Origin of the sequence: Endozoicomonas sp. ALC013 (genome assembly GCF_049310205.1) — a bacterium.
Lineage (GTDB): Bacteria > Pseudomonadota > Gammaproteobacteria > Pseudomonadales > Endozoicomonadaceae > Endozoicomonas.
This window is the reverse complement of the sequence record NZ_JBLYNS010000044.1, coordinates 20,691-35,178: the sequence shown is the minus strand read 5'-3', so window position 1 is coordinate 35,178 and position 14,488 is coordinate 20,691. Positions and strand designations below refer to the sequence as shown.

The window sequence follows — 14,488 nt, the reverse complement described above, 5'->3', positions numbered from 1 at the left end:
CCCATCCGGCAGTAAAACCGAAGGGTGGATTAAGGTGCCGAATGCCACAACCCTGGGCAAGATTGGCCGTGATCCGGACTATCCACTGAATGGCACTTACCGGCAGACGGCGGATATTGATGGTAGCCAGCTAAACCAGTCCATTGGTAATAAGAACGATCCGTTTACCGGGGAGTACGATGGGCAGTGCCGTACCATCAGCAACCTGTCTAAATGTTTTGTTGACACTCTGAAACAAGGCCGCATCCATCACCTTCACTTTACTGGTGCCAATATAAATTCCAAGGAGGTGGCTGGGTTAGCAGCCTGTGTTGTTGATGTTAATGGCACAGTCAGTGATATCTGGGCCGAAAATGTTCATATTTTCACCTCGGGTAAAAATGCAGACGTCGGCATCGGGGGGGGCAGGTTTCCGGAACGGTTGCCAACACCACGGCGGTGAACAGCACGGTCGAAACCTCGGGTAGGTATGCAGACGCCGGCATCGGGGGGGGGTGGTTTACCGTGGAGGAACGGTTGCCAACACCACGGCGGTGAACAGCTATGTCAATGGCATTAAAGAGGGGAATTCTTCTATCTCCAATGATCAGCTTCTTTGCCAAAAAGCAGACCTGCGTGTGTTAACAGCCGATTGCTCTTTGAGAACTGAATTTCTGGATGCGTTGGATTTTTCGTACGATGCGCTGGATGTTTCGTACAGTGATGCTTGCCCGGTAAATGCCGCTACAGCGACAACAGCCGCTACAGTGCCAACAGTCGCCACAAGGCGCGGGGCCGTGGTTACCAATACTACGCAGGTGAACAGTTTTGCCAGGAGCTCAGGTTACTCTTCAGGCGTGGTCAGGGAGCCATTACCGGCCACACCGGCACCGACGGTAGCGGACTCCACCATGAACTTGACCGGCCTGCCGGGGGCCACCATGACGCTGCCCACCACGGCAGCACCACTGGCGGCTACCCTGAGTACCGGCGTAGTAGTCGGTATCGCCCTGGGGACTGCTGCCTTTGCGGTGGCAGGCGTGGAGTTAGGGAGGTACATTTATCGTCGTTATTGCCGCGGGTCATCCGCTGCCGATGACCCGCAGGAGTTGGTGGCCATCAATACTGTGGGGCAGGCATATGAAGAGATTGAAACTCGCAATCTCCGCAGAATAAGAACCGCTGTAAAGTAGATCATTTCAATGAGTTTGATATGCACAATCTCCGTTCACCCTGAGCGGAGTCGAAGGGTGCCAGGCACGATCTATCATGCTTCGGAGTTAACGCCCTTCGATGCTTCGACAAGCTCAGCACTCAGGACGAACGGAGTTTGGAGGCTCCGAAATGTGGAAATTATTCAAGGACTATTCCTTATTGCCATGGAAGCAACGGGTCGTTAACACTCATTCAAAACAGCTGCACAGGCTTTGACAGGCTCGCTTTGGCAGAGGTAGCAAAACTGGAGAATGGTGGCATAGATCGGCATTTTTTATGCCTGAACCACCATTTTTCCTATGACATGCCGATTAAACTGTTTGTTACGCCAACATATCGATAAAAACAACTCTTGAGAGATGGCACATGGGGACTTTGATTCCATCAGATAAAAGACCAACACCTTCCACAACACTTTCCACAACAACAGCACCACGCTCTGAACAGCCTGCCAAGAAGTCCCGATTCAATTTCAGCTTTCTACGATTTGGCCGAAAAATTGCCCGATCTAATAATAACCAGACCAGCAGTTTAACGACTCAAAAAAACAATAATCTATCAAGTCTTGAACCCAAAAACATTCAGCAGAAAAAGATTAAGATCCTCAAAGCCGATAAAACAATTAAATCATTGGATCAGCTGGGCGAGAAGGTTAAACAGCTTCACGAAAGTAACGCTCTTATTGGTGAGCAACGGGCATCATTAGCTCAGCAAAGAGCCAAATTGTTAAGCAAGGAGAAAATTCCCCATTATGATGCGGTAGTGGCCGGTGCCGGTCCGACAGGATTGATGGCAGCGGTGGAGCTGGCAAGGAAAGGTCACAAGGTTTGTCTGTGTGAAGGCCGCAATGAAGAGGAGTGGGATATCCGCTCAAGCGTTATGGTTTTAAGGCCAGAAGCAACTTATGCAATTAATCAGATGTTGGACGCTCTGGAAAGCACTCACGGCCCGGGATACGTTTTTTCTCACAGAAAGAAATCGGATATAACGCATCCCAAAAGCCTGGCAAGCATTCGGGAACAAGTAAACGGCAACAACTATACCAGCTTACAGACCGACGTTATCCAGCGTATCTATATGGAGTACGCGAAAACAAAATATCCGGATTTGATAGATATCAAGCATCAAACCAGAGCCGGTTCTTTTAACCCATGGATTCAAACCATGGATTTACCACCATCGGGGCGTATTGCTTTCGATTCAATTATTCATGCCGATGGCGTGCATGGAACATCGCGCCAATCGTTACAAGAATTGGGAGCCAGCCTGGAAAAAATAACTGTCAATACCCCTTTTAGCGGCAGATGCCAATGCGCCTATATCCATCATCCAAGCTGGGCAGAGATCAAAACCGGTGCCCTCCTCAAAGCCCAAGAAAAAATACCTGCTGACCTGCTGCCTGAATTCAAGAGGCTGGGATGGCGCAGCAATTATTACCCTCAGTGCTACATTTTCTTATCCCATGCCAACTCTGAGAAATTGTGGATTTCCGGACAGTGCCCCACAAACCTCAAACCCGAACAACAGCTTGAGTGGAATGCACTGATTTGTGCAGCGACAGTGACTCCGACGAAGCGGGCTTGGCTGATGGCACCAACCTACGTCGATACCGACAGCCATACCGCACGAGGGGCAAAAAAGGAGAACTTGAGCCATGCCATTTTCACTGTAGAGAAACAAAAACTGGCACAACCTTACGTGGCACTCCCGTTTGGCAAGAGTGAAGCTATTGGTGACGCAAAAGAGACACCCAATTTTTTCTTTGCCGAAGGTTTGAAAAATGCGGATAAGGATGTGAAAGATTTGGCAATTCCATTCACACCCAGAAAAGCCAGCTCATTTCCGCTGAACATACCCTTTTTAATCAAACAAATCATGTCTCGTATTTTCTGACCAATTGGACAGTCACTCTGCGGCGTTACAACTCCGGTCACATAGCTAAGGCTATGCTCCCTTCTTTGTGCCTTGCAATGCAGGGAGTACCTTGAAGCTGCTAACGGCTACGGTTCTTGGCAGTGGCTTTGTTCTGTTTAAAGTTTCAACAAGGCTCTAAAATTTCCACTGATAATTCAAACGGTTCTTTTCACCGTCTGAGTCTTGCCTATTCTTGCCTTATTTTGCGAGGTAATCACTTTGATATCCCAAACTACCATTCAGCCAACGGGCACAGCCACCGTTCCCGGGTCCGTAGCGGTTCAGCCAGGGGAAGGGGGAAATGGGGGGCTATGGTCAAGGTTTAAGGTCGCCACCCAGTACGTTGTGATCCCGTTATTGCACTCTTTGCATCCTGATTATAACCCCCCCGGGGTGCTGCAGTCGGCGCAAGGGGATGAAGGTCCACTGTTCACCATTGGCAGTTCCGATGGGCAGAACAGTAGTTTTTTCCAGAGTGTTGCGCTGGGTGCCCGGCTGGTGTCGCCTTACACAGTGCTGCCAGAGGAGATCAGCACTCTGCTGGAGGGCTTTGTCACCCTTTCCACGGCGGCCCGGCTCAGGAATCTTTTTGGTGGGTCGGCTACCGCTTTGGCACCAGGGCAGAGCCGGGCGGACAGTACGGTGGACGGCTCCCCAACAAACGACAAAGGCAAGAAAAAAAAGAAATCACAGCAAACACCTCAGCCGACCAGCCCACCGGCCACCGCCTCTGCCCGGACTGGCCAGTTGCCAAACATGGCCCTGGCACTTGGAGCTCTGGCCAGCCTTTCCGCTGTCGGCGGGTCATCAGCAACAACACCTGCACACACCAAAACGCCCGCCCCAACCACAGAGCCTAAGGCAGCATGCGCTGATGGTGAGTTCCCCTGTGACAACGGCGAATGTATTCATGCCGGTCATCAATGCGATGGGGAGGTCGATTGCGCTGATGGTTCCGATGAGAACTGCACACTGGCTGACTGTGACAGGCTGGAACGTAACTTTTTCTGCGACGATAACAAAAGATGTGTCAGTGCCGATTTGCGATGTGATGGGAAGAAAAATTGCGGCGATGGCTCCGATGAGAACTGCACACAAACTGACTGTGATAAGCTGAACCGTACCTTTTTCTGCGACGACAGCCGCTGTATTAGAACCGGTTGGCTATGTGATGGGGAGGCAGAGTGTGAGGATGGCTCCGATGAGAACTGCACACTAGCTGACTGTATTAAGCTGGGACATAACTTTCTCTGCGATGATAACAAAAAATGTGTTAGTGACGCTTTGCAATGTGATGGGGATGCGGAGTGTGAGGATGGCTCCGATGAGAACTGCACACTAGCTGACTGTGATAGGCTGAACCGTACCTTTTTATGCGACGACAGCCGCTGTATTAGCGCCGGTTGGCAATGTGATGGGTATATTGATTGTGATGATGGCTCCGATGAGAACTGCACACTGGCTGACTGTATTGAGCGGGGACATAACTTTCTCTGCGATGATAACGAATGTGTTACCGCTTTGATATGTGATGGTATAGACAATTGCTACGATGGCTCGGATGAGCGGGTGGAGTTATGCAACCTTGTCTCTTCCGGCCTGTCGGGAACCACCATGGCACTGCCCACCAGTGCGGCACCGCATGCGACGATATCAAGCCCCGCCATGAACTTTTCCGGCCTGTCGGGGACCACCATGGCAGTGCCCACCAGTACACCGCTGGCGGCTACCCTGAGTACCGGCGCAATAGCCGGTATCGCCCTGGGGGCTGCAGCCTTTGTGGTTGCTGGTGTGGCAGGGGTGTACATCTATCGTCATTATCACCGCAGGTCATCCCCCGCCGATGCGGATGACCTGCAGGAATTGGTGACAATCAATAATACTGCGGTACAGGAGGAGGTTGATAAACCGATGATAGAAACCTTCAGGGGAGAGGCAAGAGGGGAACCTGCCGGTGAACAACGATCCGGAAGGCCACCTCAAGAGCCGCTCGGACTGAAAAAACCACTACTACCGGAACAACCACCCATACGGGCAAGGGGCCCCGTTTTATGAGGAACTCCGGGAACAGGTGATGCCCTGTCATGAACACATAAATGAAGATGTTGGCGAATATGAAGATGTTGACTCTTGCAATCCCCGCAGAATGAGTACCGCTTTATAGCCTGATGATTAATGCAGCCAGGACAAGTGCGATTACACAAGCTGTTATAGCAACAAATCACTTCCTACTCCGGTAACCCGATTTTTCCGGGCTTTTTTGTCAGCGGGTTATATTTACAAAACTGATTGTATGGCCAATCGAAAATGACTGGGGCAGGCTTGCTTTATCCGGATGATTTTCAAACGGAAATCAGGCTTTTGAATAGTTATGGTTGAGTTAACAGGTAAAACCGTGTTAAGCGTTTAAGGGTTTCAGCCGTTACTGATTACCATGAAAATATGCTGGTTCGCATGGCTGGTTTGCATAAAAAAGTGATGGGTAAGTCAGGCAGCCTGATTTTGTTACAGGTGTTTGAGTGCTGAGTTGCCCGGAGGAAATGTGACCAGAATATTCGAGTCGGAAAGTGGCTTTAAGGTACTGGAAATAAGGCTCTGTACCGGATCATACAGGAAAATAACCCACTCCTTTACGGGAACGAGGTTGATGGTTTTCCTTGACCGATTATTGACTTCGCCTTATATATTGAAGCAATTTCTATCCCGGCTTTTCTTGTTCTGGCGAGTAGACTCTATTTCAGCAGGTCTGATTATTGAGTATGATGGGCGATTTATCTGCTCACAGATCTGACCAGCCAGAACATTGGAACAGATGACAGGACGTGTAAGGCAGCATGGGTAAATCGCTAGTTATTGTGGAGTCGCCTGCAAAGGCGAAAACGATCAACAAATATTTGGGCAAAGACTTTGTTGTCAAATCCAGTGTGGGTCACATTCGGGATTTGCCAACAGCGGGTGGGCCGAAGAAAACCGTGGATGCCAAGGCCAGGGCCAGGGCAGCTGCCGAGACTAAAAAGCTCTCACCTGAGGAGCGTGAGCGCCGCAAGAAAATCAAGGCCCGTGAGCAGTTGATCGACCGTATGGGGATCAACCCCGATAATGGCTGGGAAGCGCAATACCAGATTTTGCCGGGCAAGGAAAAAGTCGTTGACGAACTTGCCCGTCTGGCAGAAAACGCTGACACCATTTATCTGGCAACGGATTTGGACCGTGAGGGAGAAGCCATTGCCTGGCATTTGCAGCAGGCCATTGGTGGTAGCCCGGAGCGCTATCGCCGTGTTGTCTTTAACGAAATTACCAAGAAAGCCATCCAGTCTGCGTTTGAATCCCCCGGGCAGTTAAATCAGGATCGGGTTGACGCTCAACAGGCCCGCCGGTTTCTGGATCGGGTGGTTGGTTACATGGTTTCCCCGCTGCTTTGGGCAAAAATTGCCCGTGGGCTCTCTGCCGGGCGTGTTCAATCCGTTGCTGTCAAGCTGGTGGTGGAGCGTGAGCGGGAAATTCGCAGTTTTATTCCTGAAGAGTACTGGGAAGTTTATGCCGATCTCCAGGCTGCCGGGAGTGATGCCGTCCGTTTTCAGGTGGTGAAAGAGAACGGGGTAAATTTCAGGCCAACAGGCAAGGCGGAAACGGATAAAGCCCTGGCTCAGTTACAGCAGGGTCAATACGCTCTGACCAGCCGGGAAGATAAGCCAACCCAGAGCAAGCCTTCGGCACCTTTTATCACATCAACACTGCAGCAGTCGGCCAGCACGCGCCTGGGTTTCAGTGTCAAGAAAACCATGATGCTGGCGCAGCGCCTGTATGAGGCGGGTTACATCACCTACATGCGTACCGACTCCACCAATCTGAGTCAGGATGCGGTTGCCAGTGCCCGGTCCTTTATTGCCAAACAGTATGGTGATCAATACTGTCCGGAGCAGCCAAATCTGTACAGCAGCAAGCAAGGTGCCCAGGAAGCTCACGAAGCGATTCGACCATCCAGTGTTACGTTAAAGCCTGATGATCTGTCTGGAATGGAGCGGGATGCGGAGCGTTTGTACGATTTGATCTGGCGTCAGTTCGTTGCCTGTCAGATGACGCCTGCTGAGTATCTCAGTACGTCTCTGGTCGTCGACGTTAACGGCTATCAGCTCAAAGCCAGGGGACGGACATTGAAGTTTGATGGCTATACCCGGGTGCAAAAGCCTCTGGCCAGAAAAGGCGAAGATGTGATTCTGCCGGATCTGCAAAAAGGGGTAGCCCTGACCCTGGAAAAACTGGACCCCAAACAGCTGTTCACCCGCCCACCGGCCCGTTTCAGCGAAGCGGCACTGGTCAAGGAGTTGGAGAAACAGGGTATTGGTCGGCCGTCGACCTATGCGTCGATTATTTCCACCATTCAGGACCGTGGTTACGTTTCAGTGAAGAATCGCCGCTTTTATGCGGAAAAAATGGGCGATATTGTCACTGATCGTCTGAATGAGTCGTTTAATGAGCTCATGGACTTTCACTTCACGGCAAGAATGGAAGAGAAACTCGATGATATTGCTGAAGGTGAAAAAAACTGGAAGCAGGTTCTTGATGATTTTTATACCGACTTTACCCTTCAGTTAACCCAGGCTGAACAGAGTGAAGGAGGGATGCGCGCAAATGAACCCTCCCTGACCGATATAGAGTGTCCTACTTGCCATCGACCCATGATGATTCGTACTGCATCGACCGGGGTGTTTCTGGGTTGTTCCGGTTATTCACTGCCACCGAAGGAACGCTGTAAAACGACGATTAACCTGGTTCCCGGTGAAGAGGTGGAAGACGCCGATGATGAATACGCCGAGGTTAATGCCCTGCGAGCCATGCGTCGTTGTCCCAAGTGCTCTACCGCGATGGAAAGCTATCTGATTGATGAGCAGAGAAAGTTACACGTCTGTGGTAACAACCCTGATTGTTCCGGCTTTGAGGTGGAGAAGGGGAGTTACAAATTAAAAGGTTATGATGGCCCCGTACTTGACTGTGATAAGTGCGGCAGTGAAATGCAGTTGAAAACCGGGCGCTTTGGCAAATATTTTGGTTGTACCAACAGTGAATGCAAGAACACCAGAAAGTTGCTGAAAAGTGGTGAGCCTGCTCCACCCAAAATGGAGCCAGTGCCCATGCCTGAGTTAAAGTGCGTAAAAGTTGATGACCATTATGTGCTCAGGGATGGCGCGTCCGGATTGTTCCTTGCGGCCAGTCAATTTCCCAAGAACAGAGAGACCCGTGCTCCGCTGGTGGCGGAGCTATTGCCCCATCAGGCCATGATCGACCCTAAATACGGTTATCTGATGGATGCTCCCCGTCAGGACCCTGATGGCAATCCGGCAATTATTCGTTACAGCCGTAAGACCAAACAGCAGTACGTTATGTCCGAGCTTGATGGTAAGGCAACGGGCTGGAGTGCGGTATTTGAAGATGGCCGCTGGCATGAAAAGCAGTCTAAAAAGCGCCAGTCCGGTTAGATTGATCTCAAACCCCAGTTTCGTGAGACAGGGCTATGAAGCCCTGTTGTATTATGGCTGTTAAGTAGCTAACCATATGAAATCACATATTTCTGACTCCTTGTTCAGGCACTATGCTTCGTTACAACTCCGGTCACATAGCTACGGCTATGCTCCCTCCGTTGTGCCTCGCATAGCTCCTGCCCAAGTAGCCAGAAATATGTGATTTCATATGGCCAGCTACTTATAAACTTTGAGCTCGACAAAGCACAAGTTGTTCCCGAAAGATTGATGGAGTTGGTTATGACAAACAATTGGCAGGGATATACCAATAAAATGCTCTTTCACGCCCGTTTGTTGCTGGATGCCTGGGAAGATGCTGATGATCTTGCCAAGCCGGCATTTCGTGAGGCCTGTCTGAATGCAATGGTTCAGGCTTACCGGTCATTACTGGCTGAAATTATGACGAATTACCGTTTGCCGGTAAATCAACTACCCTCTCTTGACGAGGCAATGAACAGTGTTCATCACAAAGGAGAGGTGTCTACTGAGTTGCAGTACATTGAACGTCTTGAGCAACATGATTCCTGGTTGTCGGCGTTATTAAAAAGTCATCAGGACTGTGCCATGCCTATACAGCGTAAAAGTGTTGAGCGGAATGAAATTCCTCTGTTTAATGCCAATAGTGTGCGGTTTGATCAGTCAGAAGGCTTTCTTTCTGTGCTTGAGTCCTTGAAGGAGCTGGTTACCTATAGTCGGAACTTCAGCCTGGAGTGGTAGGTTTCTGATGTTTTCAGGTTTGTTCATTGCCAGCCATATTCAGCTCTTTAGGGCTGATATCTTGAAAGCCTCTGCTGGCTAATGCACAATGCTTCACCGCTAACCCTAAAATCCCGGTGTCACTATTTATGTCAGCGTCGTTTCTTGAAATTGTTGAACTGCCTTCCGGCGAAATCGTTTTGCGTCGCAGTGATGAGGAGAACGCCGAGCCCCTGGTTACCATGTCATTCTCCCGGGAGTTGCTTGACTTTCTCCAGGGAGATCAGGTGGAGGTAGCCAAGGCTATGCTGGATGCCTGCATAGAAGAAGTCGGGCGTAAAACAGAAGCTGACGCTGGAGAATACATCCCTGAAAACCGGGTTCTTCACTGACTGTCATACAAACCCTCCAGTTATCCTCTGTTCCTGATTGCCAGTCCCTGACATTGACCTGAGCGAGCGGCGGTCTCGAGTTCAGAGAGTGTGATGCTATCCATCTGCTCGATCCAGCTGACCACGGTGTGGCTGGTGCCTGAGGCCAGTGCCTTGCGAGTGAGTTTCAGTGGGTCTGCCACTGCGGAAGGGTTGAGAACCTGAAGGCGCTGCCTGCTGATGCCCGATGACTTCAGCCAGTTTATGGTGCTTTTTGCCTGTTCACTGGACAGTATCAGGGTAAGCCAGCGTTGATCCTGATGGTTAGCCAGCTCATACAGAACAGTCTTCAGAAAACGTCCTGATTGCCAGGGCGGGCCTGAGAGAATCAGCTCATCAATAAAGCTGACAGGTTCACTGTCAATGCAGGGAGCGTTACCGTTCTGACTGGATGATGGTGTTAATGCTTGCATGTCAGGTCCTCTACATCAGAGATCGTCAGGGTCTAGTGCTGCTAAGCGCTGTTGCCCATACCGTTCGTCCTGAAGCTTGTCGAAGGACCCATAGGGCCTAAAGGCGGAAACTCCGGACTCTGATAGATCGTGCCAAGCACCCTTCGACTCCGCTCAGGGTGAACGTGGTTTACGGGTAATAACGCTTAGCCGCACTAGTTCCTGATAACCCCCACACTCAGTCCTTCGATAGCAAAGGTATCAACGCTGAGGTCTACTTCGATTGTCTTGAATTCTTTGTTTTCCGGGTGCAGGTAAATTCTGTTTTTAACCTGTTCAAAACGTTTGACCGTTACTTCGTCGTCAATTCTGGCAACGACAATCTGGCCATTGGCTGCGGTTGATGTTTTATGGACAGCCAGAAGGTCCCCGTCAAGAATACCGATATCCTTCATGCTCATCCCTTTTACCCGAAGCATGAAGTTTGCTTTGGGGGAAAAGAAATCAGGGTTGATGGACAGGTGGTCTTCAATATGTTCCTGGGCAAGAATGGGGCTTCCTGCAGCAACCTGTCCTACAATAGGCAGGCCGGAAGATTCAGTGCCGGGGATTCGGATACCTCTTGAGGTTCCGGGGGTGATCTCGATAGCTCCCTTGCGGGCGAGGGCTCTGAGATGTTCTTCTGCTGCATTGGGTGATCGGAACCCGAAGGTCTGTGCGATTTCTGCACGAGTGGGGGGGAAACCGGTCTCTTCTATATGAGATTTGATCAGTTCAAGAATCTCAGTCTGGCGCTTGGTCAATTTATACATGATTAAATCTGTGTTTTTATACAGTACATGTAATTATATACAGTATTTTGCTGACTGCAACCACCCCTGTCTTATTAATCTAACTTGATGTTTCAGTTGGCAAACGTTAGTTTTAAACAAATGTTTACATTGGAGGTTTTACAGACATGTCACAGTCAGCGACAGTAGACAGGATTCTGGACGCTGCCGAGAAGTTATTTGCTGAGCATGGGTTCGCAGAGACCTCGCTGCGTTCAATTACCAGTCAGGCGGGTGTTAACCTGGCCGCTGTTAATTACCACTTCGGCTCCAAAAAATCCCTGATCCAGGCGGTCTTTTCCCGTTTTCTTGATCCTTTTGTCAGCAATCTTTCCGGGGCTCTTGTGCGATATCAGGATAATAATGACGTTCTTGATCTGGAAGAAATACTTCATTTACTGGTGGATCAGATCATGGCGGTTAAACCCCGCAGCCCTGAAGATCTCTCTGTTTGTATGAGGATGATTGGCCTGGCCTACACACAGGGCCAGGGGCATCTGAAGAAATATTTGCGCGACGTCTACGGGGAAGTATTCCAGGCTTATCTGGAGTTGCTGGTAAAAGCGTGTCCTGAGTTGCCATTGAATGACCTGTTCTGGCGCGTCTATTTTATTCTGGGTTCCGCTGTGTTTACCCTTTCAGGAGCGGATGCACTGAGGGCTATTGCGGAAAGCGATTATGGGGTCAGGACTGAACTGGAAGATATCATGAGAAAGATGGTGCCTTTCATGGCGGCAGGTCTAAGATCGCACACCTGACGGATCATTTAACCATACAGAGCTTGATTTACCGATGCATCTTACTGTTCATATTGCCAGTCAGGAGATGGTGCTGCATGAGAAGGACGGCAAGCGCCGTGTTTATTCTGTGTCTACTGCCAGCAAGGGAGTCGGGCAGCAGGAGGGGAGCTGGCAAACACCTCTTGGTCAGCATGTTATCCGGGCGAAAATTGGTGCCGGTCTGCCGACTAATTCAGTATTTGTCGGACGTCGCTTTACCGGTGAGATTTATTCCCCCGGGCTTTGTCAGCAGTACCCTGAAAGAAAGGACTGGATATTAACCAGAATTTTATGGCTCAGTGGCCTGGAGCCCGGATATAACCGGCTGGGTAATGTTGATACCATGCGTCGCTATATCTATATCCACGGTTCGCCGGATACGGCAGTGATGGGTGAACCCGGCTCGCGGGGATGTATCCGAATGCATGGGGAAGATATTATCGATCTGTTTGACCGTGTAGATACCGGTACCAGGATCGATATACAGCTTAGCTGATACCGTTTTTTTTAGAGGAGAGAGTCGTGCCAACAGGCCTGAACCGTGGTGTTCTTTTGATTGATCTCGAGGGAGTGCAGCTGACCGCCGAAGAACACCAGCTGCTTTCCCTGCCCGGTGTTGCGGGTATTGTCCTTTTTTCCAGGAACTATCAGAGTCGGGAACAGTTAATTGCCCTGGTTCGTTCTGTCCGGAATGTTCGTCGGGATCTGTTAATTTGTGTGGATCAGGAAGGTGGGCGTGTGCAACGCTTCAAGGATGGCTTTACCCGTCTACCTCCGGCGCAGGCTTATGGGGCATTTGACCCGGATCAGCATCAGCAGCTGGCTTATCAGTCAGGCTGGCTGATGGCCTCTGAGTTGCTGGCTTGCGGGATAGATCTTTGCCTGGGGCCTGTGCTGGATATTGATCATGGTAAAACGTCGATCGTGGGAGATCGGGCTTTTGGGCGTTCGATTGAGCAGGTGAATCACCTGGCCTCATTGTGGATTGATGGGGTTCATGAAGCGGGAATGTCCGTGGTGATCAAGCACTTTCCGGGCCATGGGAATGTGGATGCTGATTCCCATGTGAGCCTTCCCCTGGATGATCGTACTTTTGATGAGATCTGTCAGTCAGACCTGGAGCCTTTCCGGGTAATGATTCAAAAGGGGGTTGAGGCATTAATGCCGGCCCATATCCTGTTTCCCGCTATTGACCGGCATCCGGTGGGTTATTCTTCAGAATGGCTGAAAGGGGTGTTACGCAATCAGCTGTCATTTGAGGGGCTGGTTATCAGCGATTGCCTGTCGATGGAGGGAGCGGCGAAAACCGGCAGTTATCCTGCCAGGGCCAGGGCAGCCCTGGATGCTGGTTGTGATCTCCTGATTATCTGTAATCGTCAGGGGGGGCGGGAGGTACTGGCTGAAATAGATGGCTCGGGTTTACGCGGCGTCGGTCCGGATGGTTTGATGCCTGACTCATACACTGACTGGGCGTCTCTTGAACAGTCAGAGCGCTACAGAAAAGCGCGTAAAATGCTGACAAAGGCTTTTGAAGCAGGCTGACTTTAATGGTGCCATGGCCATCACCGTCCGGCAATTCAGGGTAACTTTCTTTCTAAGCGGTTGTGGGAATGCTTGAAAGAGGATAGTAAACAAACTGGCTACAATTTATAAAAATAACCAACTGAAATCCCTGAATGATCCCGATTATGAACCCCGAATTTATCTCGTTCTATTCTCATTTGATGATTGCCTTTTTGCTGGCTGCTGCTTCATTTTATGGCATAAAGTGGTTGGCCCATGGTGAGCAAAAGGGGCCGGAACGGGTCTTCTGGTGCCTGGCTATCAACATACTGCACAGGCCCTTGCTGACGCTGCCCTGGGTGTTGTTCATTCTCTATTCGGCGCATTACTGGCCGGGGCTTGAGCGGTCGGATGTCAATGAAACCCTGCAACTGATTCAAAAACTCATTCTGACCATCTATCCGGCCTGGTTCATCTGGGAAATCAGCCTGAACATGCCAGAGGTACTGGATTCCATGGGCGAGCGGTGGCGCGAGCGCCTATCGCCTTCAGTGATTGCCCGTTCCGTGCAGCTGATTATCGTTGTTTCTACACTGCTGAGTCTTGCCCAGGCCTTCGGCTATAGCCTGTCAACCCTTCTGGCCTTTGGTGGTATTGGCGGTATTATTCTGGGTCTTGCTGCCAAGGACTGGCTGGCCAATTTTTTCGGTGGATTAATGCTGATGCTGGATCGCCCTTTTACCGAGGGTGACTGGATTCGCTCTCCGGACCGATCCATTGAAGGGCATATCGAAAAGGTTGGCTGGCGTCTGACAAAAATACGAACCTTTGATAGACGGCCTATTTATGTTCCAAACTCAATCTTTACCGGCATAGTGGTGGAGAATGCCACCCGAATGAAAAACCGCCGGATGATTGAAAATTTTGCTCTTCGTTACGAGGATATTGACAAAATACCCCGTATTCTCAGCCGCATAGATGATCTTGTTCTACAGGTTCCCGAGGTTGAGAGTCGTGAGCCTCATTATGCCGTTTTCATTCGTTATGATGATTCTGCCCTTTTATGTCAGGTTCGGGTGCATATCACAAGAACGGATCGTGTTGGTTTTTTACAGGCTCAGCAATCTATTTTGCTTCTGGTTGCAGCGGTTGTTAACGAGGAAGGGGCGTCATTTGCTTATCCGACTCGAAGGATTCTTTCTGATGGGTCGATAACACAGTAGTTATATT

At 50.2% G+C, this 14,488-nt stretch carries 13 protein-coding genes; 11 read left to right on the top strand and 2 right to left on the bottom strand.

The window, feature by feature from the left end; translation table 11 throughout:
* The 7 genes from ACO6V1_RS10395 to ACO6V1_RS10365 all read left to right on the top strand — a co-directional run.
* On the top strand, positions 1 to 442 hold a 442-nt coding region (locus ACO6V1_RS10395), incomplete at its 5' end, for a hypothetical protein (protein WP_422466783.1).
* Between the two features lie 52 nt (positions 443 to 494).
* Complete coding sequence (locus tag ACO6V1_RS10390) at positions 495 to 1,172, top strand: hypothetical protein (protein ID WP_422466781.1); 678 nt, start codon at positions 495 to 497, stop codon at positions 1,170 to 1,172.
* Positions 1,173 to 1,560: 388 nt separating this feature from the next.
* A complete protein-coding gene (locus tag ACO6V1_RS10385) occupies positions 1,561 to 3,087 on the top strand; it encodes an FAD-dependent oxidoreductase (protein ID WP_422466779.1) in 1,527 nt (508 codons plus the stop codon).
* 240 nt (positions 3,088 to 3,327) lie between these two features.
* Complete coding sequence (locus tag ACO6V1_RS10380) at positions 3,328 to 5,163, top strand: hypothetical protein (RefSeq protein ID WP_422466777.1); 1,836 nt, start codon at positions 3,328 to 3,330, stop codon at positions 5,161 to 5,163.
* A gap of 779 nt (positions 5,164 to 5,942) precedes the next feature.
* A complete protein-coding gene (gene topA, locus ACO6V1_RS10375) occupies positions 5,943 to 8,585 on the top strand; it encodes a type I DNA topoisomerase (protein ID WP_422448016.1) in 2,643 nt (880 codons plus the stop codon).
* Positions 8,586 to 8,867: 282 nt separating this feature from the next.
* Positions 8,868 to 9,344 (top strand): DUF6586 family protein, encoded by a 477-nt coding sequence (locus tag ACO6V1_RS10370; RefSeq protein WP_146000036.1) that lies wholly within the window; start codon positions 8,868 to 8,870, stop codon positions 9,342 to 9,344.
* Between the two features lie 128 nt (positions 9,345 to 9,472).
* Positions 9,473 to 9,715, top strand: coding sequence for a hypothetical protein (locus ACO6V1_RS10365; RefSeq protein ID WP_101747527.1), 243 nt, complete (start codon positions 9,473 to 9,475; stop codon positions 9,713 to 9,715).
* A gap of 20 nt (positions 9,716 to 9,735) precedes the next feature.
* Here ACO6V1_RS10365 and ACO6V1_RS10360 read toward each other — a convergent pair whose 3' ends face one another.
* Together ACO6V1_RS10360 and lexA are read right to left on the bottom strand one after the other, a co-directional pair.
* Positions 9,736 to 10,167: a hypothetical protein gene (locus ACO6V1_RS10360; protein ID WP_422448014.1), complete on the bottom strand. Its 432-nt coding sequence runs from the start codon at positions 10,165 to 10,167 to the stop codon at positions 9,736 to 9,738.
* A gap of 194 nt (positions 10,168 to 10,361) precedes the next feature.
* Entirely contained in the window at positions 10,362 to 10,958 is a 597-nt protein-coding gene (lexA, locus tag ACO6V1_RS10355; RefSeq protein ID WP_422448012.1) for a transcriptional repressor LexA, read from the bottom strand.
* A 146-nt stretch (positions 10,959 to 11,104) separates the two neighbouring features.
* On the opposite strand from lexA, the gene ACO6V1_RS10350 reads away from it, so the two are divergent.
* From ACO6V1_RS10350 to ACO6V1_RS10335, 4 genes are all read left to right on the top strand, one after another.
* Positions 11,105 to 11,734: a TetR/AcrR family transcriptional regulator gene (locus ACO6V1_RS10350; RefSeq protein ID WP_422448010.1), complete on the top strand. Its 630-nt coding sequence runs from the start codon at positions 11,105 to 11,107 to the stop codon at positions 11,732 to 11,734.
* Between the two features lie 34 nt (positions 11,735 to 11,768).
* Positions 11,769 to 12,251, top strand: coding sequence for a L,D-transpeptidase family protein (locus ACO6V1_RS10345; protein WP_422448008.1), 483 nt, complete (start codon positions 11,769 to 11,771; stop codon positions 12,249 to 12,251).
* Positions 12,252 to 12,277: 26 nt separating this feature from the next.
* Positions 12,278 to 13,297 (top strand): beta-N-acetylhexosaminidase, encoded by a 1,020-nt coding sequence (nagZ, locus tag ACO6V1_RS10340; protein WP_422466775.1) that lies wholly within the window; start codon positions 12,278 to 12,280, stop codon positions 13,295 to 13,297.
* A 134-nt stretch (positions 13,298 to 13,431) separates the two neighbouring features.
* Positions 13,432 to 14,481, top strand: coding sequence for a mechanosensitive ion channel family protein (locus tag ACO6V1_RS10335; RefSeq protein WP_422466773.1), 1,050 nt, complete (start codon positions 13,432 to 13,434; stop codon positions 14,479 to 14,481).
* The last annotated feature ends 7 nt before the right edge of the window (positions 14,482 to 14,488 follow it).

What these genes read in the sequence shown, in the direction of transcription:
- ACO6V1_RS10360 (WP_422448014.1), bottom strand. Translation starts at nt 10,167, where the DNA reads ATGCAAGCATTAACACCATCATCCAGTCAGAACGGTAACGCTCCCTGC.
- ACO6V1_RS10385 (WP_422466779.1), top strand. Translation starts at nt 1,561, where the DNA reads ATGGGGACTTTGATTCCATCAGATAAAAGACCAACACCTTCCACAACA.
- ACO6V1_RS10370 (WP_146000036.1), top strand. Translation starts at nt 8,868, where the DNA reads ATGACAAACAATTGGCAGGGATATACCAATAAAATGCTCTTTCACGCC.
- ACO6V1_RS10350 (WP_422448010.1), top strand. Translation starts at nt 11,105, where the DNA reads ATGTCACAGTCAGCGACAGTAGACAGGATTCTGGACGCTGCCGAGAAG.
- ACO6V1_RS10345 (WP_422448008.1), top strand. Translation starts at nt 11,769, where the DNA reads ATGCATCTTACTGTTCATATTGCCAGTCAGGAGATGGTGCTGCATGAG.
- topA (WP_422448016.1), top strand. Translation starts at nt 5,943, where the DNA reads ATGGGTAAATCGCTAGTTATTGTGGAGTCGCCTGCAAAGGCGAAAACG.
- lexA (WP_422448012.1), bottom strand. Translation starts at nt 10,958, where the DNA reads ATGTATAAATTGACCAAGCGCCAGACTGAGATTCTTGAACTGATCAAA.
- ACO6V1_RS10365 (WP_101747527.1), top strand. Translation starts at nt 9,473, where the DNA reads ATGTCAGCGTCGTTTCTTGAAATTGTTGAACTGCCTTCCGGCGAAATC.
- ACO6V1_RS10335 (WP_422466773.1), top strand. Translation starts at nt 13,432, where the DNA reads ATGATCCCGATTATGAACCCCGAATTTATCTCGTTCTATTCTCATTTG.